This is a genomic window from Georgenia soli (genome assembly GCF_002563695.1).
Lineage (GTDB): Bacteria > Actinomycetota > Actinomycetes > Actinomycetales > Actinomycetaceae > Georgenia > Georgenia soli.
In genome coordinates this window covers 1,332,253-1,353,922 of sequence record NZ_PDJI01000004.1, presented here as the reverse complement: position 1 = coordinate 1,353,922, position 21,670 = coordinate 1,332,253, and the positions used below count along the sequence as shown (strand labels likewise).

The window sequence follows — 21,670 nt, the reverse complement described above, 5'->3', positions numbered from 1 at the left end:
ACACGGCCCCCGTGGCCGGGCACCGCCACACCTCATCCTCGCGCACCAACGGCAGCTCGGCCGGTCTGCGTCCGTATGCGGTCATGCGCCGCCGCCGATGACCAGACGGGGGGTGCCGTTCCAGGCGGCGGGGTCGGTGACGCGGCGGCCGTCGAAGAGCAGCTTCAGGCCGGGCAGGTCGGTCGGGCTCAGGGCGGCGTACTCGGGGTGGTCGGCCTGGACGATCGCCAGGTCGACGTCCTCGCCGAGGTGGTACGGCTCCCACCCGAACCCGGCCAGCTCCTCGTCGGTGTACATCGGGTCGTGCACCGCCACCCGCGCCCCCCGCTCGCGCAGCGCCTCGACGGTGGCGAAGACCCCGGAGAACGCGGTCTCCTTGACCTTCCCCCGGTAGGAGGCGCCCAGCACCACGGCGCGCAGCCCGGACAGGTCACCGAGAACCTCCGCGGCCCGGGCGACCACGTGCTCGGGCATCGCGGCGTTGGACTGCCGCGCGGTGCGCACGATGGACGCGTCCGGATCGGTGGACAGGTACAGGCGCGGGTAGACCGGGATGCAGTGCCCGCCCACCGCGATCCCCGGGCGGTGGATGTGGGAGTACGGCTGGGAGTTGCACGCCTCGATGACCTTGTACACGTCGATCCCGGCCTTGTCCGCGAACAGCGCGAACTGGTTGGCCAGGCCGATGTTGACGTCGCGGTAGGTGGTCTCGGCGAGCTTGGCCATCTCCGCGGCCTCGGCGGTGCCCATGTCCCAGACCCCGTTCGGGCGGGCCAGGTCCGGGCGCTCGTCGAAGGAGAGCACCGCCTCGTAGAACTCCACCGCCCGCGCCGTGCCCTCGGCAGTGAGGCCGCCGACGAGCTTGGGGTAGCGGCGCAGGTCCTCGAACACCCGGCCGGTCAGCACCCGCTCCGGGGAGAACACCAGGTGGAAGTCCTCCCCCTCCCTCAGCCCGGAGAGCTCCTCGATCAGCGGCTTCCACCGGCCCCGCGTGGTCCCCACCGGCAGGGTGGTCTCGTAGGAGACCAGCGTGCCGGCGGTGAGGTGCTCGGCCAGCGACCGGGTCGCGGCGTCCATCCACGCAAAGTCCGGGGCCCAGGTCTCGTCGTCGACGAACAGCGGCACCACCACGACCACCGCGTCGGCGCCGGGGATCGCGTCGGCGTACTCGGTGGTCGCCCGCAGCCGCCCCGCCGGCACCAGCTCAGACAGCTTGTCCTGCAGGTGCGCCTCCCCCGGGAACGGCTCCGTGGCCGCATTCACCAGATCGACAACCTTCTCCTGCACGTCCACACCGACCACCTCGTGGCCGGCGTCGGCGAACTGCACGGCGAGCGGAAGACCGATCTTCCCCAGGGCAACCACAGCGATACGCATGTCACTCCTCGTTCTGCGGGTTGGGTGTACGCGGAGACGTATCCCGATCCCTCAGCCCAGCCCAGAACCTGTGTCTCGGAGCCGTCGACAACATGAACCGCACAACCCGTTCGGACGTGTTACTTACGGCGTAGTCCTCGGGCAGGGTTGGTCGTGCGCCGATACTCGGGGCGGGCGGTGCAGACATCGCCTCTCGGACAGCCGACACGACGTCCCCTGCGGCAAGCCCGGTCATGATGATGCCACCAGTATCTAGGGCTTCGGGCCGTTCAATAGAGTCGCGGAGAGTAACCGCCGGGAAACCCAATAGTGTCGATTCTTCGGCTATTGTGCCCGAATCCGAAAGTACGCAAGCCGCCCCGAGTTGAAGCCTATTGTAATCGTGGAAGCCGAGAGGTTCGTGGAAAGTGACACCTTCCGACGTGGTCCAGCCTTCGATTGCTCCAAGACGCTTTCGCGTCCTAGGGTGGGTCGACACGAAAACGGGCATATTAAATTCGTTGCGAATCGCAACTAGGGTCTCAAGCAGTTGGGCCAGTCGGGACCTTAAGTCCACGTTTTCCTCGCGATGCGCACTCACGAGGAAGTAGCCCCGCTCTTCAAGTCCGAACCTGTCGAGCGCATCAGAGGTGTCAATCTTGCCTCTGTAGTGATCGAGCACTTCCCGCATCGGGGAACCTGTAAGCGCGATCCGTCGACTGTGGAGACCCTCGGCCAACAAGTTTCGCCGTGCGTGTTCTGTGTATACCAGATTGAAGTCCGCAATGTGGTCGATTAGACGGCGGTTCGTCTCTTCTGGCACGTTTTCGTCGAAGCTGCGGTTTCCGGCTTCCATGTGGTATACGGGTATATGCATCCGCTTGGCGATAACAGCAGCGATGGAACTATTAGTGTCACCGAGCACTAGGACAGCATCTGGCTGCTCCGTCTTGAGCACTTCTTCGGTGCGAATGAGGATCTCTCCCAGCGTTCTGCCGAGGGAGGAAGTATCGACACCGAGCACGTGGTCAGGTTGCCGGATAGCTAGATCCTCGAAGAAAACGTCCCTCAAAGTTGGGTCGTAATTTTGGCCGGTGTGCACAAGCACATGATCCACAGTGGAATCGAGTCGCGCGATAACACGGGAAAGCCTGATCAGTTCAGGCCTCGTGCCGACTATCGTCAGAACCTTCATTGAGAACCTCCGCCCATCGCTTTAACGTACCTATTCATTGCCCGGCCCTCTTTAGTTTGGTATGTCCCGTCGAGAACCCAACCGTGGCGGACGTAGAAAGAATTGACAGCATCATTCTCCAGGGCGTCCGTTATAAGGAAAGCCTTGTCGGCGGACTTTCGAGCCGCCGCGGTCGTCCACTCCTCGAGCAGTTGGCCGCCTGCCCCCGTGCCTCGATGGGTGCTATTCACGAAAATGGAACTGAGTAGCGCGCCATCCGTTCGGTCACCTACATCACCGCGATACGCAACTGCCCGCAATAGCCGTGGGATAGCAGCCGGGTGGGCAACGGCAGCACCAATTGAGGCTATGACGAAGCCAGCCCACTGGCGTATGAGAAGGCGCTTGAAGAAGCCTCGCGGTTCCGTCGTTCCTACCGCTATTCCCACAATGTTGCCTTCTGGGTCGTGAGCGACAACAGTGATCGCCGTGGGATCGTTGGCGAAGCCGGCGTAGAACTCACGTAGAAATCTGCTGCCCAACCGCGAGAGGAAGAAGTCGGGGAATGCAGAAATATGTAGTTCGGCCGCCGGTCCGGCGTCTTCGTGCGCCAAGGGCGCAAGCGTCAAGTGCGTCATGACGCTGTTGGTGCGTTTGATCCGACCTCGACCTGTTCCGGGAAGGTGTCTGTATCGCTCGGATCGAAGAGCTCGTTAGTCCAAAACATCGTGACAAGATCGCTTGAGTCGGTGTTGGTGATGTTGTGCGCCCACATCGTAGGCATGTCGATCGCCACCGGTTGATTGCCTGAGACGTCGAAAGAGACGACCTCGTCGGAGAAAAGTCGACGCAACGAGATACGAGCAGATCCCGACAGAACAACGAAACGCTCGATCTTCCGCAGATGGAAGTGTTCACCTCGGACATAGCCAGATTTCGTTGTCGAAACGAAAGTTTGGCCTTGCGACCGTTGAGCACGAACAAGTTCTGTCAATGTTCCGCGCACATCTGTTCGAGGGGGAAGCGCAATGGGGTAGTGGCTCGGAAACCGCGCAGCGCGTAAGGTGTTGAAAAGTTCTAGGTCGAGCTTGGTATCTAGGGCAGGAATCTCGCCCGATTGGTACGTATCGTTGAAATCGGACAGTTTGGCGTACACCGCTTGCACACTGGTGGGGGTCGCAGTCGGTGTGAGAAGTGACTGAGGCGTCTCAAGACTGTTAATCAATGTGGCCGCCGCCTCCTGTGCGTGCAGGAGCGAAACCGGGCGGTCCTCTATGCGGGGGCGTTCCCCGTTAATCACGGCATGTGCGAAAGTAGCAACGAACGAGTTGTACTGAGGACGTCCGTGCTCACCGAAGAGATTCGGCAGTCTGACATCAGTGAATTGCGCCTCTGCCTCCTGGGAGGCAGATTGAAGCAACGAGCCTGCCGAAGCCTTCCCGTTGCCATAGGGCGACGCATTGCCGGCCTGTATCGAATTCGCATAGACGATGTGTCGGGGAGGGGTGTCGGCGCGACGTATTGCTTGCGCGACCCGTCGTCCGAGTTCTATGTTGCCGTTCTCGACATGCGATGGCTCACCGCGGTTCACACCGGCGATATGGATGACGGCGTCTGCGCCATCCACCAGGCTGGGAAGTTGGGACCAGCTCGAGCGATCAATCGGAATCACGACGTGCTGGGTGAGCGCACGTAGGCGGGCCCGTGTGTGGAAGCCAAGGAACCCGGCGGCTCCCGTGACGACGACCTTCATCGAGTCACCGCCAGAAGAGCATCAAATTCAGGTAGTGTTTGCAGAAGTCCGATGGTGCCGTCAACGTCAAGACGTGTTGTGTTTTCCGACGTGTAGTCGTCGACAGCGGTCATCGCGACCTCGCCTTCCTCGAAAAATAGGCCGTACTGCATGGATCTTGCATCCAACGGCACTCGAAAGTAATCCCCATGGTCATCCGCTTTGAGCATTTCCTCGCGGGAGAGCAGGGTTTCGTGGAGTTTCTCGCCGTGCCGCGTGCCAATCCGCTCGATTTGCGGTTCGGTGATCCCCATAACCCTTGCCACTGCCTTTGCTAGCACCTCGATCGTCGCGGCGGGGGCTTTTCGGACGAAGAGGTCTCCGGGTTCGGCGTGCAGGAAGGCGTACTCGACCAAGTCGACCGACTGCTCGAGGGACATTAAAAACCGCGTCATCGTCGGTTCGGTGATCGTGAGCGGCGATGAACTCTGTAGTTGATCGACGAAGCGTGGTATGACAGATCCGCGAGAATACATAACGTTTCCGTAACGGGTGAGCGAAACGCGAGTTCTTGACTTTGGATTGTTGCGTGCGAAGGCCTGGGCAGTCTTCTCCATCAGAGCCTTTGACATTCCCATGGCGTTGACGGGGTAGACGGCTTTATCCGTACTGAGAAGAACTACGGATTCTACGCCGGCTGACGAGGCCGCCTGGAGGACGTTATGGCTCCCTGTCACGTTGGTTTTCACGGCTTGCATAGGGAAGAACTCGCAAGACGGTACTTGCTTCAACGCGGCTGCGTGAAACGCGAAGTCGGCACCCACCATTGCCGCCGCGACACTGTCGTAGTCTCTGACGTCTCCCAGGTAGAAGCGGAGCCGGGCGTCGCTAAACCGCGAGCGCATCTCATCTTGTTTCGCTTCGTCCCGCGAGAAGACTCGTACCTCGCCCGCGTCGCGTCGTAGCAGGTGCCGGACCATCGTCGATCCGAACGACCCTGTGCCCCCGGTCACAGTCACGGTCGCTCCGCGGATGCTGCTCAGGTCCGTCATGAGGATACCTTTCGTTTAGCTGCCATGGTTAGCAATGACTCGATACGTTTCGTGCCAGCAGCCACCGAGAATTCTGTCTCGTAGTAATCGCGGGCACGTTGCCCCATGCGCCGGAGTTCATCGCGGCCGAGGCTGTGAGCGTGTCGGATTGACGCGGCAATAGCAGTGGGATTCTCTGGCTCAGTGACAATGCCGCCTTGGCTTTGTTGTGCGACATGGGCGACGTCTCCGGTTGCTGCTACCAGCATGGCTTTCGCGGACGCAAGCGCGGCCTGCGTCTTACTCGGCATGGTTGCACGCGAAAGAGGGTGCTCACGCAGACTCACATAACTCATGTCGCTAGTGGCCATAAGTTTGGGCATCGCCTCGCTCGGGAGGCGACCAAGAAAACGAACGTTTGAAGCGCCCATCTCTGCGGCTCGGGTACGCAGAGATGATTCGCTCACACCTGAACCAGCGATAATGCAAGTGAAGGACAGGTCGGTAACGAGAGAGCAGGCGTCTATCAGACTGGCGAGGCCCTGCGCTTCGCCGAGCGTCCCTGCGTATAGGAGCACTACGGACGAGTCAGGGATGCCCAACTCACGACGCAAGTCCTGATAGGTCGGCCGAAAGATGTTTTCGTCCGCCCACATTGGCACGTAGTGCAATTTGTCTCGCGATACGCCGCGGTCGTGCAGGATCCCGCCGACCGACGGCGAAATGTATGCGACTGAACTGGCAGTGCGGTACATCGCGTTTGTCCAGTATTGGAGTGCGCGCATTGGCGGCGCGTACAGTGGGCCGTGTCTCGCGAAGCCTGATGCGAGTAGCGTGTCAGGCCATAGGTCGAGAACATGGACGACGTGGGGCACCCGGAGCAGGAACCTTGCCGCCCACATAGGCAAAGCGACCGTAATTGGCGAGTAGTTCACCCAAATTGCGTCCAATCCGGCTAGAGGCCGCAGACCGTTGATCGTTGCCGATAAGCCGAAGGATGCGTAGTTGCTGAATCGCCGGAGAGAGGAGGAGTCGTGGCTTGCGTAGAGCGCGACGCGTCGGATAGAGACGCCTTCCTGAACCTCGTCGCTCCTCCTGCGTCCCCGATAAGTGTCCGGGATTATCCCGGTGGGGTAGTTTGGGAAGCCGGTCAGTACCTGAACGTCGTGACCTCGTTCCACTAGGGAGCGGGCAAGGACGCCAGGTAAAGCGGCTGGACCCGGTTCTGGGTCAAACCACTGAGATAAAATGCCAAACCGCATTGTTGCTACCGCCTTAGTACTGCCGCGGCAGTTTTGAACATGATCGCCAGGTCTCCGCGAAGAGACCGAGTCTCGACATACTGCACGTACAGGGAAGTCTTCAGGGGAAGCAAAACCTCGCGATAATAGCGGTCTGGCTCGGGAGCGTTGGCTAGCAGGTCGGATTCATGCCGCAGCTGGATGCTGGCGGGATCGGTGATGCCGGGGCGAATGGAAAGAATAATCTCGCGGTGTTGAGGCGGCCAGCAGTCTACATACGCCGGTACCTCAGGTCGGGGTCCGACGATACTCATATGGCCAGCAACAACGTCGATAAACTGCGGCAGTTCGTCGAGCTTTGTAGCGCGAAGGATGCGTCCAATCCGTGTGATGCGCTGGTCATCTGACGTGCTGACGAGTGAGCCAGGCGCCCCTGCAATCATGGTCCTGAACTTATGGATTCTGAAGGGTTGGCCCGTGCGCCCAATGCGTATTTGTCGGAATAGCGCTGGGCCTCGTGTGTCGAGTTTAATTGCGATGGCGATCGCTATCAAGAGTGGCCATAGTGCGACCAGCGCTGCGCAAGAAATGAGAATGTCACAACCGCGCTTGAGGTCGGGTGCAGTTAGAGTCAACGCAGGACTCCATGCACGGCCGCGATGACTTTGTCGACCTGGGCTTGCGTCATGCTCGAAAAGATTGGGAGGCTAACTACGCGTTCAAACTCTGCGGTAGCCGCTGGGAAGTCTTCGCGTGCGAAGTTGTACCGCTCTCGCCAGTACGGTTGCATATGCAGCGGGATGAAATGGACGCTACAGCCAACGCCTTCACGTCCCATTCGGTCGATGAAGTCGTCGCGGCTCACGCCCGCTTCGTCGGTGATACTGATGACGTACAAGTGCCAAGCATGCGTATCGCCCGTAGGTGGACCGGCCGGCAGCCGAAGCGGCAAGCCACGGAACGCATCATTATATTGGCCGGCGATCGCCTCACGGCGCCTTTGCATCTTTTCGGATCTACGCAGTTGCACGCGCCCCATCGCCGCGGCCGGGTCGGTCAGGTTGTACTTGAAGCCGGGTGCGACCACGTCGTAGCGCCAAGAAGGGACGTCCGAGCGGTAGCGATTGAACACGTCCCGGTCTATTCCATGGAGCCGCATCGTGCGCATTCGTGTCGCAGCGGACTCGTCTGGCGTCACAACCATGCCGCCTTCGCCGGTCGTCATGGTTTTAGTGGCGTAAAAGCTGAAAACAGTAAACTCGCTTCCGTGGGTCCCGACTAATTTGGAGGCCGAAGTCGCGGGTAATGCATGGGCAGCGTCCTCTACGACCTTGATTTCATGCTGTTGGGCGAGCGTGGCGATTTGTTTGCTGTCGACAGCTAGGCCAGCGAAATGGACTGGCATGATCGCCTTCGTTCGTGGCGTCACCGCCGCGGCTGCGCTATCCAAGTCTATATTGTGAGTTTCCGGCTCGATGTCAATGAAGACGGGTTCTGCGCCTAAGTACCGCACCACTTCTGCGGTTGACGTGAATGTCCATGTCGGGACTAGGACCTCGTCGCCGGGTCCGATGCCCGCAGCCTCGAGCGCGAGGTGCAGGCCGGCGGTAGCGGAATTGACAGCGATGGCGTGTACGCCGCCGCCGAGAAACTCAGAGAACTCTCTCTCGAACGCGGCTGCGCGTGGTCCGGTTGTGAGCCAGCCGCTCCTCATCGCATCGACAACTGCGTCGATCTCTTCCTCGCCTATGTCGGGTAGTGCGAATGGCAGATAGGTTGACTCAGTGCCTTGTGTGATGGTGTTTCTACCGGAAGCCATCAAATGCCCTCTCAGGTGGAGTTGAACTATCTGCAGCCGCGTGCGGTGCCAGGTGGTAAATCTGGTCGGGAGCTACTGGCGATACCGTCACGTGCGAGATGAGCGGGTGGAATGGCCGAGTGCCGTCCTCATCCACACTGAACAGTTCCTCATGCATCTTCTCGTTCGGCCGGAGGCCCGTGAAAACGATCTCGATGTCCTTGCCGGAGTGCGTAATGAGTCGCTTGGCAACATCCAAGATCTTGACTGGCTCGCCCATGTCGAGAACAAGGACCTCGGCGTCCCGGCCGATTGCGGCAGCCTGGATCACCAGCTCGGAGGCCTCTGGGATGGTCATGAAGTAGCGAGTGATTTCTGGATGGGTAACCGTAATAGGCCCGCCCATGTTGATCTGCTGGCGGAAGGTGTGCAGCATCGACCCGCGGGAGCCGAGGACGTTCCCAAACCGCACGGACAGATACGTGCCCTCGCAGCGCCTGCCGTGCCAGGCGGTCAATTGCTCGGCAATGCGCTTCGTTTTGCCCAGCACGCTGGTCGGGTTGGCCGCCTTGTCCGTCGAGATGTTGACGAACTGCCGGACGCCGTATTCGGCTGCGAGCTCGAGGACGTTGAGCGTGCCGAGGACATTCGTCTTCCAGCCTTCCTCCGGGTACTGCTCGAGCATGGGGAGGTGCTTCAGCGCCGCGGCATGGAAGACAACCTCCGGCCGATGGCGTTCGAAGATGGGCCGCAGCGCCTCCCTGTCCCGTATGTCCGCGAGAACCATGTCAGGTGTGTCGAGCAGACCCTTGCCGTAGATCGACAGCTGGACCCCGTGCAAGGCGGACTCGTCGCGGTCGAGGAGGATGAGTTCCGACGGTCCGAACTTGTGCACCTGGCGTGCCAGCTCGGAGCCGATCGAACCACCGGCACCAGTTACCAGCACACGTTTGCCCGTCAGGTAATCGGCGATCGACTCTATGTCGGTCTCGACCTGCCGACGACCCAGAATGTCAGCGATGTCGATCTCTCGAACGTCGCTGAGTTTGACCCGGCCACCGAGGATCTGGGCCACCGGCGGCAGCAGTAGGAAGCGCATGCCGCCCTGCTCGACGAGGTCGGCGATGTCGCGCACCATTTCGGTGCTTGCGGAGGAGATGGCGAGGATGACGGTCGTGACGTCGTTGTCGTGCGCGATCTTGACCAGCTTCTTGCGGCCGCCGAGCACGGGCACACCGAGGAGGGTGAGGTTCCGCTTTCGCTTGTCGTCGTCGATGAGGCCGACGACACGGTAGGGCGACGATGAGTCGACCTTGATGAGTCGCAGAAGTTGGTAGCCGGCGTCGCCGGCGCCGTAGATCAGAGCGTTCTCGGCGTCGGGTGAGCTGTGCCGGGCACGGACGTTCCACGCTCGGTACAGCCATCGTCCGGCGGCCATGAAGAGCAGTGCCATGGGTGGCACCAGCAGGGCCAGGCCGCGCGGGAAGGCGTCGAATCCGCGCACGACGAGCATCCCCAGACCGAGGAGGATCGCCACCCACAACGTGGATGCGGCGAGACCGATGGCTTCGTCGAACGCGCCTACTCGGTAGCGACCCCTGTACAGTTTGAGCGCCGTTCCGCTGACTACCTGAAGGGCGCAGGCAGCCGCGCCGTACAGGTAGATCGACGTCCACTGAGGGTCGGTCAGGTAGAACTCGTAACGGGTGCCCACGATCATGGCGGTCGCTGCTAGCCAGCTTCCGCAGTCCCACAGGATCATGACCAGTCGCCGTGTCACGGTATGCATAGGCACGGCTTGCATGGGCACTAGGTCTTCCCCCGGTCTGACTGTGGCGGCACCGCGCGCTGCGAGCGGCCTCCGTTCAGGACAACATGGTATCGAAAACAACAGGTAACACATCTGGGCGGCCCGGTGTCACGGAGATCACCAGTCGTCGAAATGGACTACCCAGAACGGGGGACCCGTGGAGTTCAGAGAGTTGCGGATCACAGGCTGCTGGGAGGGTGTGCCAGCCATTCGCGAGGATGCGCGAGGTGGTTTTTTCGAGCTCGCCCAATTCACTGAGGGGTTCCCCACACGCGATTTCAGACCCGTTCAACTCCACGGGCTGGTAACGCACACTGGCGTTCTTCGCGGTTTCCACTACTCCGTCGGCTCGCGGAGCCAGAGCAAGTACGTCACCTGCACCGCTGGGCGAGTGCTTGACCTCGTACTTGACGTGAGGGTGGGGTCGCCCACGTACGGCCAGTGGGACTCGGTGCTGCTGGACGACCGAGTCCGGCGAAGTGTTTATGTGCCCCACGGTGTGGCGCACGCTGTCCTCTCGCTCGCGGACAACTCCACCATCCTATTCGCCTCCTCGCTGCCGTCCGCTTCCGTGACTGAGGTTGCCGTCGACGCGCTCGATCCGGCGCTCGGAATAGACTTGAATACGCTGGGCATCGCAGAGCCTTTAGCTGAGCCGATCCGCTCTGAACGGGACGCGGAAGCTCCGACGCTGGCCGAGCTGGCTCAAGCAGGACGGCTGCCGCTGTACGACACCTCTTCTTGACGCTCGATTAGGGATACAGCGCCGTCCGCTTACGATCGGTGCATGGTCCGAGGTCCTGCCCACTCCAGGTCCCGCCGTTCGAGGCGGTCCCTGCTCAATCGGAACGGCGGACCCTGGGGGGCCGCTTTAGCCGGAGCACTGGGAGGAATGGGACTCGCTGCGGTACTTCTCGTGCTTGTCGCCACCTGGGACGCCCGTACCGCCTACGTTGAGCTGAGTGCCGCGGCCAACGACGTCCAGACCCTCCAGGACCAAGTGGCGGGTGGCGAACGCGAGGCCGCGGTCTCTACTGCTGCAGGGATGCGTGAGAGCGCGGACGCTGCGCGTGAGGCCCTCCATGGTCCACATTGGGATCTCGCTGGGCTCCTCCCGGTTGTCGGTGACGACGTCCGCACACTTCAGGTGGTCAGCGTGGTCGTGGACGATCTGGCCACGGACGCTGTCGGGCAGCTCGTTGACGCTGTCGACGTGCTCGATCCCGGCCGACTATCGCCGGTGGACGGACGGATCGATCTCGAGCCGTTCCAGCAAGCTGCCCCCAAGGTGATTTCAGCGGACGAAGCCGTGCGTTCGGCTCAGATCACGCTGAAAGACGTCGAGACGGCCGACCTGCTCGAGCAGATCCGCGGGCCAGTCGATCGGCTCACCGAACAGGTGGACCAGGTCGCCGAGATGACAGCGACCGCCGCCAGGGCCGTGAAACTCATCCCGGCCATGATGGGGGCCGACGGCCGCCGGGAGTACGTCCTCCTCGTCCAGAACAACTCCGAACCGCGTGCGACCGGAGGTCTGCCGGGCAGTTACGTGCTTCTCACCGTGGAAGACGGGACGATAGATCTCGCCGAACAAAGGTCGGCCTCCTCCATGGGCGGGTTCACTGAGCCGGTCTCGGACCTGTCCCGGGCCGAGCGAGGGTTGTACGGCACACAACTGGGCCGATACCCCGGAAACGTTACCTCCACGCCGGACTTCCCTCGCACCGCCGAGCTCGCCCGTGAGGTCTGGCGACTCGAGACCGGCACTGAGGTCGACGGCGTGCTCTCAGTTGACCCAGTGGCGCTGGGAATCCTCCTGGGCGCCACCGGGCCGGTGACGCTGCCGACCGGGCACGAACTCACCTCGGACAATGCGGCTCAGTTGCTGCTGAACCAGGTGTACATCGACGTTGCCGACCCGCAGGACCAGGACGCATTCTTCGCCGCGGCCGCCGAGCAGATCTTCAAGGCGTTCCTGTCCGGCCCCGTCGACCCGCCGGCTCTTATGGGAGCTCTCGACACGGCTGCGGGCCAGGGCCGTCTGATGCTTTGGTCAGCTGTCCCAGAGGAACAGGCGCTGATCGCGGGCACCACCCTGAGCGGCGAACTCCGCGGCTCAGTGGGTGACTCTCCGCTGGTGGGCATCTACGTTCACGACCGGAGCGGCGCCAAGATCGCGTACTACGAGCATGTCGACGCTCAGGTGACTTCCACTGACTTGCGTCCGGACGGATCCCAAAGTCTTGCCGTTACCGTCACCGTGACTTCGCGGGTGCCTGATGGCATCGCGTCGCTACCCTCGTTGCTAACGGGCGGCGGGAAGGTCGTGCCGGTCGGGAACATCCGTACCGACCTTCACGTCTACGCACCGACCGGAGGGCGGATCGTCAGCGCCACCTCGGACGATTCAGATGCCAGCTACCTCACCCGCGTCCATGACGGACTGATGGTCGGTACGCACCGGCTGATGCTCGAGCCGGGACAGATGACGACGCTCGAGTTCGAGATCGAGACGGGCCCGAACCAGACAGGACCGCCGATCGCTCGCATCACGCCCGGGCCGTCGGTCGGACAGTTTTCGGCGTCGGCTTCCGCATATCCGGGTTGATTGATAACGTTTCGGACGACAGCAGTACTTGCACTGACTTACCTGGGGGATCTCACCATGAACCGACGCGTGCTCAGCACCGCCGCCGCGGCCGCGGCTCTCGTCCTGGCGCCGACGGCTGCCATGGCCTACACCGGCGACGACGACTATGAGGCGAGCGTTCCCGGCTCCGTCGCCCAGGGCGTGCCCTTCCAGGTCACGCTCGAGGGACCGAACGAGAACGCCTACTTCGGCCTCCGCATCGCGTCGGCGCGCGTTCCGAACTCCGCCATCGAGATCGCCGGTGAGGCGTACGACGAGAACGACACGGACGGCAACGGCGTCGCGGTCTTCGACGTGACCCTGCACGAGGAGGCCGTCTACGAGGTCACCGGCACGAACGCGGCCGGCGAGGTTGTTCTCGAGCACGAGATCGTCGTGGGCGACCCTGCCGACGACGACGCTGCCGGTGACGACGACGCCGCTGCCGGGGGCGGCCAGCTGCCCGACACCGGTAGCTCCAGCACCCCGCTGGTCATCGGAGCCGCCGCGCTCCTGGCCGCCGGCGCCGGCGTGCTCGTGTTCGCCCGCCGTCAGCAGGCCTGAGACACCCTGCGGCGCGACCCCGCCGCCTCGACGAGGCCCCTGCGAGAGACTCTCGCAGGGGCCTCGTCATCGCGAGAACGGGAGGACCCCGGTGAGGATCGGCTATCGGACATCGGCCGCACTCGGTGCGCTGCTCGTTGCGGTCAGCGCGTGCGGGACTGGCCCCGAGAACGCGGTGTCGCCGGAGACAAGCCCCGACTCTCAGACGGCGGCCGGAGCGCTGCCCGAGGCATCTCGCTACGCCGACGAGCTCTTTCACTCCACCAACGAAGCTAGAGTCGCCGAAGGGCTAGAGCCTCTCACACCGTCAGCATGTGGCGAGCAGGCGGCGTTGGACCGGGCAGGAGCCCTCGTGGGGCAGGAGTTGGAGCACGCCCCGTTGAAGCCGGTACTCGAGGCCTGCGGGACGAACCGAGCCGCGGAGAACCTCGTCGACAGTGCCGCGCCGCCGCACGAGGTGGTCGACGCCTGGATGGGGTCGCCCGGGCACCGCAACAACATCGTCGACGGCCGGTGGACTCGCCTCGGCATCGCGTGCGTGGAGCACGACGCGGAACTGCTGTGCTCGCAGATTTTTCTGCCGTAGCAGCAGATCGAAGAAGCCGCTGCCACCCCCGAGGACGGTCGCGTTGCGAAGCTAGGAACGACGGCTGTGGGCCGCGAGCGGCTTCCCCGGCCACGTCGCGGTACGGGAGCCCGGCGCGAGGCGACGGTCGGGGCGCGGGACCGGCTGACCGGAACTGTCGACGGCGGAGTACGACTCGTAGGTGTACTCGTACCCGTCGCGGCCCTTCTGCTCGACCTTGTTGAGCACGATGCCCAGCACGCGGGCGTCGACGTTCTCCAGGTTGTCCAGGGACTCGGCCAGCTGGGCCTTGTGGATGCGATCCGCACCGGCCACCACCAGGGCGCCGCCCGCGAGCTTGGTCAGCACCGCGGCGTCGGTCACCGGCAGCAACGGCGGGCTGTCGATGAGGACCATGTCGTAGGACTGCGTGAGTGTTCCGAGCAGCGTCGCCATCGCTCGGGAGCCCAGCAGTTCGCTCGGGTTCGGCGGGATCTGCCCCGACGGGAGGATGTCGAGCGAGGTGTCGCGCCAGGGATGGACGACGTCCCCGATCTCGGCGCGGCCGATGAGCACGGTGGTCAGTCCGACGCGACCCTCGAGACCCATGTAGTCAGCGATGGAGGGCCGGCGCAGGTCCGCGTCGACGAGGACCACGCGAGCACCCGAGTCAGCGAGCGCGACGGCGAGGTTGATCGCCGTCGTCGACTTTCCCTCGCCCGGCACGGAGGAGGTGACCACGATCGAGCCGGGACGGTCGGCAAGGTCGACGAACTGCAGGTTGGTGCGCAGTCGGCGGACAGCCTCGGCGCGCTGCCCGGTGGGGTCGTCGTACATGAAGACGGGCTGCTCGACGCCCGCGGGATCGAATCCGACGGTGCCGATCACTGATGTCTCCGTGACCGTGTTGATGTCCCGCTCGTTGCGCACCTTGGTGTCGAGCATCTCCCGCAGGAGAGCGACGCCGACGCCGAGCATGAGGCCGAGCACCAGCCCGAGCGCGAGGTTGCGGGTGACGTTGGGTGAGGAGGGCTCGGTAGGGGCAACTGCGGGGCTCGTGACCGTCGCGCGGACGGCCTCGGTGCCGTCCTGACGTGCCGGGGAGAGGTCTCCGACGGCTACCGTCAGCTCCTCGGCGACGGCGTTCGCGATCTCGGCGGCCAGTTCTGGGTTCTGGTCGGTCGCCGTGATCTCGAGGATGACAGTCTCCGGGGGGACCGTGACGGTCAGGGCATCGGCGAGGCCGGCGGTTGTGACGCTCAGGCCGAGGTCCTCGATGACCGGTTCGAGGACGAGCGGCGAGGTGGCGACTTCCGCGTAGGAGGTCATCTGGCGCTCGGTGAAGGTAGACCCCTGTGCCAGGTCGGAGACGGAGTCTCCCGCCTCCACAGCGAAGAACATGCGGTTGGACGCGCTGTACTTGGGCGTCATCAGCAGGGTGACCGCCGCGGTTGCGGCGAGCGTGGCCAGAGCGATGATCGCCACGCTGATCCATCGCTTGCGCAGGATGCTGATGTACTCGTTCAGTTCCACGGACGTCCCCCGTTTGGTCAATAGCCTGCGCCAGTCTCCCATAATCGGAGTCCGAAGCCAGAGGCGGGAGCATGGGCACCTTGCGCAATTCGTGACAGGGATCCCCGAAAACCTGAGGTCTACCTCGTCAGCAGGTAGGTTCTCGTGGCAGTGACGCTCTGCCGTCTGGGAGGATGCCGACATGGCCCGCAAGAAGATGTCGTACAGCGAACGCCAGCGCTACTGGCGACGGGTGGAGTACGTCGCCCTTGGTGTGATGATCGTCGCCACCGTGGTGCTGGTTGCCGCGCTCTTCATGTGAGCCCGTCCGACCCCGTGGGTACTGACATCCTCGATGCCACATCCGGGGCCCCCGGCCGGCGTGCCGAACGGCGCAACGCTGACCGGCCACGCCGCCCCAGCGTCGGGACGCGAATTGCGGGCGTGATCGGCGAGCTCCTGCTGACCGCAGGGCTCCTGGTCGGTCTCTTCGTCGTCTGGCAGGTTTTCTGGACCGACGTGGCGGTGCGGGATGATCAGGCCTCCGCGGTGTCGGAGATCCAGGAGCGCTTCCAGCAGCCGGTGGTGGAGCAGGAGGCAGAGCTCCGCACCGACGACCCGCCGGTGATGGAGCCGGTGGCCGAAGGCGAAGGTTTCGCCACCCTTCGCGTTCCGCGTTGGGGCGCCGATTACCAGGTGCCGATCGTTCACGGGGTTGGGATGTGGGACGTCCTCAACACCGGCGCCGTGGGGCACTACCCGGAGACGGCGATGCCGGGCGCCGTCGGCAACTTCGCCACCGCCGCGCACCGCATGTCCTACGGGGCGGCGTTCCGGCACGTCGACAAGCTCCAGCACGGCGACCGCATCGTCGTCGAGACCGCCGAGGCCTGGCTCGTCTACGAGGTCTTCGACGACTACATCGTCCACCGGACCGAGATCGACGTCATCGCACCGGTGCCGCGCCAACCCGAGGCCCAGCCGACCCAACGGCTGCTCACCCTCACCACCTGCCACCCGCTGTGGGGCATCGAGGACCGCTGGATCACCCACGCAGAACTGGTCGGCTGGGTCCCGCGCAGCGAGGGCATGCCCGCCGAGCTCCTGGAGGTGAGCTGATGTACGCAGCGATCTGGCGGCTCCTGCCCGGGCCGCGCTGGCTCAAGGTGATCGAGGCGCTCGTCCTGGCCCTCGCCATCGTCGGCGTGCTGTTCACCTGGGTCTTCCCGTGGATCGACCTGAACTACGGGCTGTCCGAGAACACCGTCGGCTGACCCCTGCGGGGGCGCCCGAGGCGGACGTGATTTTCGTCAACGTCTACGGCGAGATATTGGTTCCCGTGCTGCTGACGGTCTGTCACAATCCGCCCCGTGAGCACTTCTGCGCAGAGCGCGCCACCCAGGGTTTCTGACAGCTGGCTCGAGCGGACCTTCAAGATCACCGAGCGCGGCTCGACCGTGGGACGCGAGATCCGTGGCGGGCTCGTCACGTTCTTCGCAATGTCCTACATCCTCGTGGTCAACCCGCTGATCCTGTCCACGCCGGACTCCACCGGCGCGTTCCTGGGCGGCGGCTCGGCCCCGAACCTGCCGGCCGTCGCCGCGGGCACCGCGCTGGTCGCCGGCATCATGACGATCCTCATGGGCGCCGTCGCGAACTACCCGCTCGCGCTGGCCGCCGGCATGGGCATCAACGCACTGCTCGCCTTCACCCTCGTCAACCTGCCCGGCATGACGTGGGGCGACGCCATGGGCCTGGTGGTCCTCGAGGGTCTCGTCATCCTGATCCTCGTCCTCACCGGCCTGCGCGAGGCCGTCTTCAAGGCCGTCCCCCACGCGCTCAAGGTCGCCATCTCCGTCGGCATCGGCCTGTTCATCGCCCTCGTCGGCCTGGTCAACGCCGGCATCGTCCGACCCGGCGGCACCCCGCTGCAGCTCGGCGTCAACGGCTCCCTCATCGGCTGGCCGGCGCTGGTGTTCGTCGTCGGCCTCTTCACCATCGCCTTCCTCATGGTCAAGGGCGTGCGCGGCGCCATCCTCATCGGCATCGTCGTGGCCGCGGTGCTGGCCGCGATCGTCGAGGCCGTCGCCAAGGTCGGCGCCGCCGACCCGGACAAGAACGTCGGCGGCTGGGCGCTGACCGTCCCGGCACTCTCCGGCTCGCCCGTGCAGGCGCCGGACTTCAGCACCCTCGGCGACTTCTCGCTCTTCGGCGCCTTCGAGAAGCTCGGCCCGATCGCCGCGATCCTGCTCGTCTTCTCCATCATGCTGGCCGACTTCTTCGACACCATGGGCACGATGGTCGCCATCGGCGCCGAGGGGAACCTGCTCGACGAGGAGGGCAACCCGCCGCGGACCCGCGCCATCCTGGTCGTCGACTCCATCGCCGCGGCCGCCGGCGGCGCCGCCGGCGTCTCCTCCAACACCAGCTACATCGAGTCGGCCACGGGCGTCGGCGACGGCGCCCGCACCGGTCTCGCCTCGATCGTCACCGGCATCGCGTTCCTGCTGGCGACGTTCCTCTCCCCGCTCACCGCGTTCGTGCCCTACGAGGCGGCCACCCCGGCGCTGGTGATCGTCGGCTTCCTGATGATGATGCAGGTGACGGACATCCCGTGGCGCGACGCCGCCATCGCGATCCCCGCGTTCCTGACGATCATCCTCATGCCCTTCGCGTACTCCATCACCGTGGGCATCGGCGCGGGCTTCATCGCCTACGTCGTGCTCTCCGCCGCCCGGAAGGGCGGGGCGCGCAAGGTCCACTGGCTCATGTGGATCGTCGCGGTGCTCTTTGTCATCTACTTCGCCCTCGGGCCGATCCAGAGCGCGCTCGGGATCTGACGACCCCACCCCCTGCAGCAGCCCCCGGCCGTTCGGCCGGGGGCTGCCGCGTCTCCGACGACGAGGCCGTGGAGAGCGATGGGGGTATTTCATGACACCTGATGGGGATACATTGGGGGCATGCCCAAGGTGAGCGTCTATCTGCCCGACGAGCTCTACCGTCGCGCGAGAGAACGCGGTATCTCGCTGTCGGCGCTGACGCAGGAGGCGGTCGAGCGCGCTCTGCGAACCTCCGACATCTCCGACTGGGTGGCGCGCGAACGCGCCAGGCCGCCACGTGCCGAGCGACAGGTCGACATCGAGAACCTGATGGACGATGTGCGTGAGGAGTTCGGCGCGTGATTGTCCTGGACGCCTCCGCGCTCGTCGAGATCGTTGCCGACCAACGTCACGGTGTGTGGGCGGCGGGCCAGATGGAGGGCCACGAGGTGATCGCGCCGGCCCACCAGCCCGCCGAGGTGTTGTCTGCTGTGGCGCGGCTCGAACGTGCTGGCGTACTCACAACGCCGGCTGCGGCTGATGCCCTGGCGGCCATCGCGTCGTTGCCGCAGGTGCTCGTCCCGCCGACCGGCGCTCACCTCAGGGCCGCGTTCGAGCTCCGTGAGCGACTGCGCGTGCTCGACGGCCTCTACGTCGCGCTCGCGGCAGAACGCGGTGTGCCCCTCGTGACGACGGACCTTCGGCTGGCTCGTGCAGCGGCACCGTGCGAGGTCATCGCCCCGCCGGCCCGCGGCCTGGGGCAATGAGGCGGAATCGCTGCCCGCAGCCGGAGGGGATGCGGGCTCGCCGATCTGAGCCCCGACCACGTCCGACTCGGCGCCGGGCGCCGCTGAACTGAGCTCGGCGGCCGACTCCTGCAGGCTCGGCCGCGATCTCAGCCCCGGCAGCGCAGGGGCTGGATACCCTGAAGAATGCTCGTCGCAGAGGACGTCCTGCTCGCAGTCACGGACGACAGCACGGGGAAGCTCCTGGTCTCCGGCGCCGAGGCGGACATCGCCCTCGGCGGCGCGCTGCTCGTCGAGCTCGCGCTGCGCGAACGTGTCGACGTCGCCGGCCCGGACGAGCGCGTCCACGAGGGACGCCTCACCGTCCGGGACCCCGGCCCCACGGGCGACGACGTCCTCGACGACGCCCTGGCCGTCGTCGTCGCCAGGGAGGGGAAGAAACCCGAGAGCGTGGTCACGAAGCTCGGCAAGCACGTACGGGACCGGCTGTACGAGCGCCTCGTCGCGGCCGGTCTCCTCCGCGCCGAGGAGGGGCGGATCCTCGGCCTCATCCCGACAGAGCGCTGGCCCACCGAGGACGTGCGTCACGAGTCGGAGGTCCGCGCCGGCCTCGCGCAGGCCCTGCAGAACGGCACGACCGCCGACGAGCGCACCGCCGCGCTGATCTCCCTGCTGCTAGCCCTGAACGCGGTGCACAAGGTGATCGACCCGGCGACCCTGGGGCTGCAGAAGCGCGAGCTGAAGGCACGAGCCAGGCAGATCGCCGAGGGCGACTGGGCAGGAAGGTCGGTGCGGCGGGCCATCGACAGCATGAACGCCGCCATCATCGCGGCCACCAGCTCGGCGTCTCACGGTGGAGGCGGCGGCGTCTGACAGCGGCCCGCGCCCGCCGGCGGCCGGCCGTGGGCTCCGCCGGCAGAGGGAGGGAGCAGCGCGATGGTGCGCATCACGGGAGACGTCACGATCGCCGCGCCGGTCGAGGAGGTGTTCGACCTGGTCGCGGACGGGCGGAACGAGCCGCTCTACAACCCGCGCCTCGTCCGCGCGGAGAAGCTCACGGACGGACCCGTGGCGGCGGGCGCCCGCTTCGCGGCCACGCCGAGGGGCACAGGGGCCCGGGGAACGATGACGGTCGAGATCCTGGAGTACGACCGGCCGCACCGGCTCCGCAACGACATTCGCTCCTCCTCGATGAGGGTGGACGGCACGCTGACCTTCCGTGAGACGGGCGCGGGCACGCTGCTGCGGTGGGACTGGGACATGCGCCTCCTCGGGCCCACGCGGGTGCTGACCCCTGTTCTCGCTCTGGTCGGCCTGGGCTGGGAGCGGCGGAACTGGCTCGACCTGAAGAGGTACCTGGAGGCGGGCGCCCGCTGAGGCGCGGGCACGCACGGTCTCGCGCTGGCGCAGCACGCACCCGTCCGCCGTCGGCGCGGATCCGCCCAAGATCCCGACCGCCCCGGGGCCACGACGGCGGAGAGGACGAGCGAGGCGCCGGAGGAAGTCCTCCGGCGCCTCGGTCGACGGCCCTGCGGGGCCCTGGTCGGGTCAGTTGATCGCCCAGGTGGCCCGCTCGGAGGCGTCGAAGGAGAGGAACGGCCCGACCGAGAAGGTCCCGCCCTCGATGGCGTCGGCCGGCACGTCCATGCAGACCTCGTAGTCGGCCCCGTCGCCGGTGGCCAGCGTCGGCACGTTGACGACGGAGTTCTCCTCGATCGCCATGCAGGTGCCGTCGTCGTACTCCTCGGCGTCGGTGCCCGTGAAGATGTAGGACAGGTCCATCCACGGGTTGCCCTCCTCCGTGCCGTTGTAGACGACGGAGAGGTCGGCGATGACGTACTGGCCCTCGGCCGGCGGGTTGAACTCGTCGGCCTGCGCGATCGCTTCGTCGGCGTCGAGGTTCAGGCCGGTGACGGTGATGGTGTAGTCACCGACCTCGGCGGGCTGGCCCAGCGGGAGGAGGCCTCCGGCGGCGGCCGGGGCCTCGGCGTCGGCCGGCTCGGCGGGCTGCTCGGTGTCGACGGTCTGCTCGTCGGCCGCATCCGCGGGGGAGGGCGAGGGGGCGACGGCGGGAGCGGCGCTCTCCGCGGCGTCGACGGCCTCGCTGATGGCGTTGCCGAGCACGACGTTGATGATGATGGCGACCACCAGCGAGACCCCGCCGAGCACGGCGCCGGCGATGGCCATGCCCTTGCCGCCGGCGACCCCCCGGCTCGCCTTGCGCACCGCGACGACGCCCAGGACGACGGCGACGATGCCGCCGATGATCGAGACGATGTTGATGACCGGGACCCACGCGACGATGAGGGAGATCGCGCCGACGACGAGCGCGGCGATGGCCAGCCCGCTCGAGGGGCGCGGGCCACCGGGGTAGGACGGTCCGCCGTAGGACTGCCCGTACGGCTGGCCCGGCGCCTGGCCGTAGGGGGCCTGGCCGTACGGAGCCTGCCCGTAGTCGGCCGGCTGGCCGTAGGGGGCCTGGCCCGGGTCGGCCGGCTGGGCGAACGGCGCCTGGCCGTAGGGGCCCTGACCGGCGGGGGCACCGGCCTCGGCGGCGTACGGATTCTGCTGGTCGCCGTTCGGCGGGCCGTAGGACGGCTGGCTTCCGGCGGGGGGCGGGGGGATGGGCGAAGACATGGGGGCCCTTCGTGGTCAGGGGGATGGTCGACGCCGAGAACGGGGACGTCGCTGAC

At 65.3% G+C, this 21,670-nt stretch carries 22 protein-coding genes; 11 read left to right on the top strand and 11 right to left on the bottom strand.

The window, feature by feature from the left end; translation table 11 throughout:
* Nucleotides 1–81: 81 nt before the first annotated feature.
* From ATJ97_RS07410 to ATJ97_RS07370, 9 genes are all read right to left on the bottom strand, one after another.
* Complete coding sequence (locus ATJ97_RS07410; RefSeq protein ID WP_098483193.1) at nucleotides 82–1,377, bottom strand: nucleotide sugar dehydrogenase; 1,296 nt, start codon at nucleotides 1,375–1,377, stop codon at nucleotides 82–84.
* A gap of 1 nt (nucleotide 1,378) precedes the next feature.
* Complete coding sequence (gene wecB, locus ATJ97_RS07405) at nucleotides 1,379–2,551, bottom strand: non-hydrolyzing UDP-N-acetylglucosamine 2-epimerase (RefSeq protein ID WP_098483192.1); 1,173 nt, start codon at nucleotides 2,549–2,551, stop codon at nucleotides 1,379–1,381.
* On the bottom strand, nucleotides 2,548–3,168 hold the full coding sequence (locus ATJ97_RS07400) for a GNAT family N-acetyltransferase (protein ID WP_098483191.1): 621 nt from the start codon (nucleotides 3,166–3,168) through the stop codon (nucleotides 2,548–2,550). Before ATJ97_RS07400 ends, wecB begins: the two co-directional genes overlap by 4 nt.
* Complete coding sequence (locus ATJ97_RS07395; protein WP_098483190.1) at nucleotides 3,165–4,283, bottom strand: polysaccharide biosynthesis C-terminal domain-containing protein; 1,119 nt, start codon at nucleotides 4,281–4,283, stop codon at nucleotides 3,165–3,167. Before ATJ97_RS07395 ends, ATJ97_RS07400 begins: the two co-directional genes overlap by 4 nt.
* Nucleotides 4,280–5,314: a polysaccharide biosynthesis protein gene (locus ATJ97_RS07390; RefSeq protein WP_098483189.1), complete on the bottom strand. Its 1,035-nt coding sequence runs from the start codon at nucleotides 5,312–5,314 to the stop codon at nucleotides 4,280–4,282. The genes ATJ97_RS07395 and ATJ97_RS07390 overlap by 4 nt, the downstream gene beginning before the upstream one ends.
* Nucleotides 5,311–6,555, bottom strand: coding sequence for a glycosyltransferase family 4 protein (locus ATJ97_RS07385; RefSeq protein WP_098483188.1), 1,245 nt, complete (start codon nucleotides 6,553–6,555; stop codon nucleotides 5,311–5,313). The genes ATJ97_RS07390 and ATJ97_RS07385 overlap by 4 nt, the downstream gene beginning before the upstream one ends.
* Nucleotides 6,556–6,560: 5 nt before the next feature.
* The gene (locus tag ATJ97_RS07380) at nucleotides 6,561–7,088 is read right to left on the bottom strand and encodes a sugar transferase (RefSeq protein ID WP_245862824.1); all 528 of its coding nucleotides are present in this window, start codon (nucleotides 7,086–7,088) and stop codon (nucleotides 6,561–6,563) included.
* A 77-nt stretch (nucleotides 7,089–7,165) separates the two neighbouring features.
* Nucleotides 7,166–8,353: a DegT/DnrJ/EryC1/StrS family aminotransferase gene (locus ATJ97_RS07375; protein ID WP_098483186.1), complete on the bottom strand. Its 1,188-nt coding sequence runs from the start codon at nucleotides 8,351–8,353 to the stop codon at nucleotides 7,166–7,168.
* Nucleotides 8,340–10,094 (bottom strand): polysaccharide biosynthesis protein, encoded by a 1,755-nt coding sequence (locus tag ATJ97_RS07370; RefSeq protein WP_170037216.1) that lies wholly within the window; start codon nucleotides 10,092–10,094, stop codon nucleotides 8,340–8,342. The genes ATJ97_RS07375 and ATJ97_RS07370 overlap by 14 nt, the downstream gene beginning before the upstream one ends.
* 205 nt (nucleotides 10,095–10,299) lie before the next feature.
* Here ATJ97_RS07370 and ATJ97_RS07365 point away from each other — a divergent pair, with 205 nt between their 5' ends.
* From ATJ97_RS07365 to ATJ97_RS07350, 4 genes are all read left to right on the top strand, one after another.
* The gene (locus ATJ97_RS07365) at nucleotides 10,300–10,887 is read left to right on the top strand and encodes a dTDP-4-dehydrorhamnose 3,5-epimerase family protein (RefSeq protein ID WP_098483184.1); all 588 of its coding nucleotides are present in this window, start codon (nucleotides 10,300–10,302) and stop codon (nucleotides 10,885–10,887) included.
* Nucleotides 10,888–11,058: 171 nt separating this feature from the next.
* A complete protein-coding gene (locus ATJ97_RS07360; RefSeq protein WP_170037213.1) occupies nucleotides 11,059–12,750 on the top strand; it encodes a DUF4012 domain-containing protein in 1,692 nt (563 codons plus the stop codon).
* A 57-nt stretch (nucleotides 12,751–12,807) separates the two neighbouring features.
* Nucleotides 12,808–13,335 carry an LPXTG cell wall anchor domain-containing protein gene (locus ATJ97_RS19450; RefSeq protein WP_143426915.1) on the top strand — a complete coding sequence of 176 codons (528 nt, stop codon included), beginning with the start codon at nucleotides 12,808–12,810 and terminating at the stop codon, nucleotides 13,333–13,335.
* A gap of 91 nt (nucleotides 13,336–13,426) precedes the next feature.
* Nucleotides 13,427–13,921 (top strand): CAP domain-containing protein, encoded by a 495-nt coding sequence (locus ATJ97_RS07350; protein WP_098483182.1) that lies wholly within the window; start codon nucleotides 13,427–13,429, stop codon nucleotides 13,919–13,921.
* Nucleotides 13,922–13,972: 51 nt separating this feature from the next.
* Here the strand turns inward: ATJ97_RS07350 and ATJ97_RS07345 are convergent, their stop codons facing one another.
* On the bottom strand, nucleotides 13,973–15,433 hold the full coding sequence (locus ATJ97_RS07345) for a tyrosine-protein kinase domain-containing protein (protein WP_170037210.1): 1,461 nt from the start codon (nucleotides 15,431–15,433) through the stop codon (nucleotides 13,973–13,975).
* 423 nt (nucleotides 15,434–15,856) lie between these two features.
* On the opposite strand from ATJ97_RS07345, the gene ATJ97_RS07340 reads away from it, so the two are divergent.
* The 7 genes from ATJ97_RS07340 to ATJ97_RS07315 all read left to right on the top strand — a co-directional run bounded on the left by ATJ97_RS07340 (nucleotide 15,857) and on the right by ATJ97_RS07315 (nucleotide 20,354).
* A complete protein-coding gene (locus tag ATJ97_RS07340; protein ID WP_245862249.1) occupies nucleotides 15,857–16,531 on the top strand; it encodes a class E sortase in 675 nt (224 codons plus the stop codon).
* On the top strand, nucleotides 16,531–16,686 hold the full coding sequence (locus ATJ97_RS19710; RefSeq protein WP_170037207.1) for a hypothetical protein: 156 nt from the start codon (nucleotides 16,531–16,533) through the stop codon (nucleotides 16,684–16,686). The genes ATJ97_RS07340 and ATJ97_RS19710 overlap by 1 nt, the downstream gene beginning before the upstream one ends.
* 96 nt (nucleotides 16,687–16,782) lie before the next feature.
* On the top strand, nucleotides 16,783–18,252 hold the full coding sequence (locus tag ATJ97_RS07335) for an NCS2 family permease (RefSeq protein WP_211287092.1): 1,470 nt from the start codon (nucleotides 16,783–16,785) through the stop codon (nucleotides 18,250–18,252).
* A gap of 120 nt (nucleotides 18,253–18,372) precedes the next feature.
* Complete coding sequence (locus tag ATJ97_RS07330; protein WP_098483178.1) at nucleotides 18,373–18,594, top strand: type II toxin-antitoxin system CcdA family antitoxin; 222 nt, start codon at nucleotides 18,373–18,375, stop codon at nucleotides 18,592–18,594.
* The gene (locus tag ATJ97_RS07325) at nucleotides 18,591–18,998 is read left to right on the top strand and encodes a type II toxin-antitoxin system VapC family toxin (protein ID WP_098483177.1); all 408 of its coding nucleotides are present in this window, start codon (nucleotides 18,591–18,593) and stop codon (nucleotides 18,996–18,998) included. Before ATJ97_RS07330 ends, ATJ97_RS07325 begins: the two co-directional genes overlap by 4 nt.
* 165 nt (nucleotides 18,999–19,163) lie before the next feature.
* Complete coding sequence (locus tag ATJ97_RS07320) at nucleotides 19,164–19,850, top strand: GOLPH3/VPS74 family protein (protein WP_098483176.1); 687 nt, start codon at nucleotides 19,164–19,166, stop codon at nucleotides 19,848–19,850.
* 63 nt (nucleotides 19,851–19,913) lie between these two features.
* On the top strand, nucleotides 19,914–20,354 hold the full coding sequence (locus ATJ97_RS07315) for an SRPBCC family protein (protein WP_098483175.1): 441 nt from the start codon (nucleotides 19,914–19,916) through the stop codon (nucleotides 20,352–20,354).
* Between the two features lie 171 nt (nucleotides 20,355–20,525).
* On the opposite strand, the gene ATJ97_RS07310 is transcribed toward ATJ97_RS07315, so the two are convergent.
* The gene (locus tag ATJ97_RS07310) at nucleotides 20,526–21,614 is read right to left on the bottom strand and encodes a DUF4190 domain-containing protein (RefSeq protein WP_098483174.1); all 1,089 of its coding nucleotides are present in this window, start codon (nucleotides 21,612–21,614) and stop codon (nucleotides 20,526–20,528) included.
* Nucleotides 21,615–21,670: the final 56 nt, after the last annotated feature.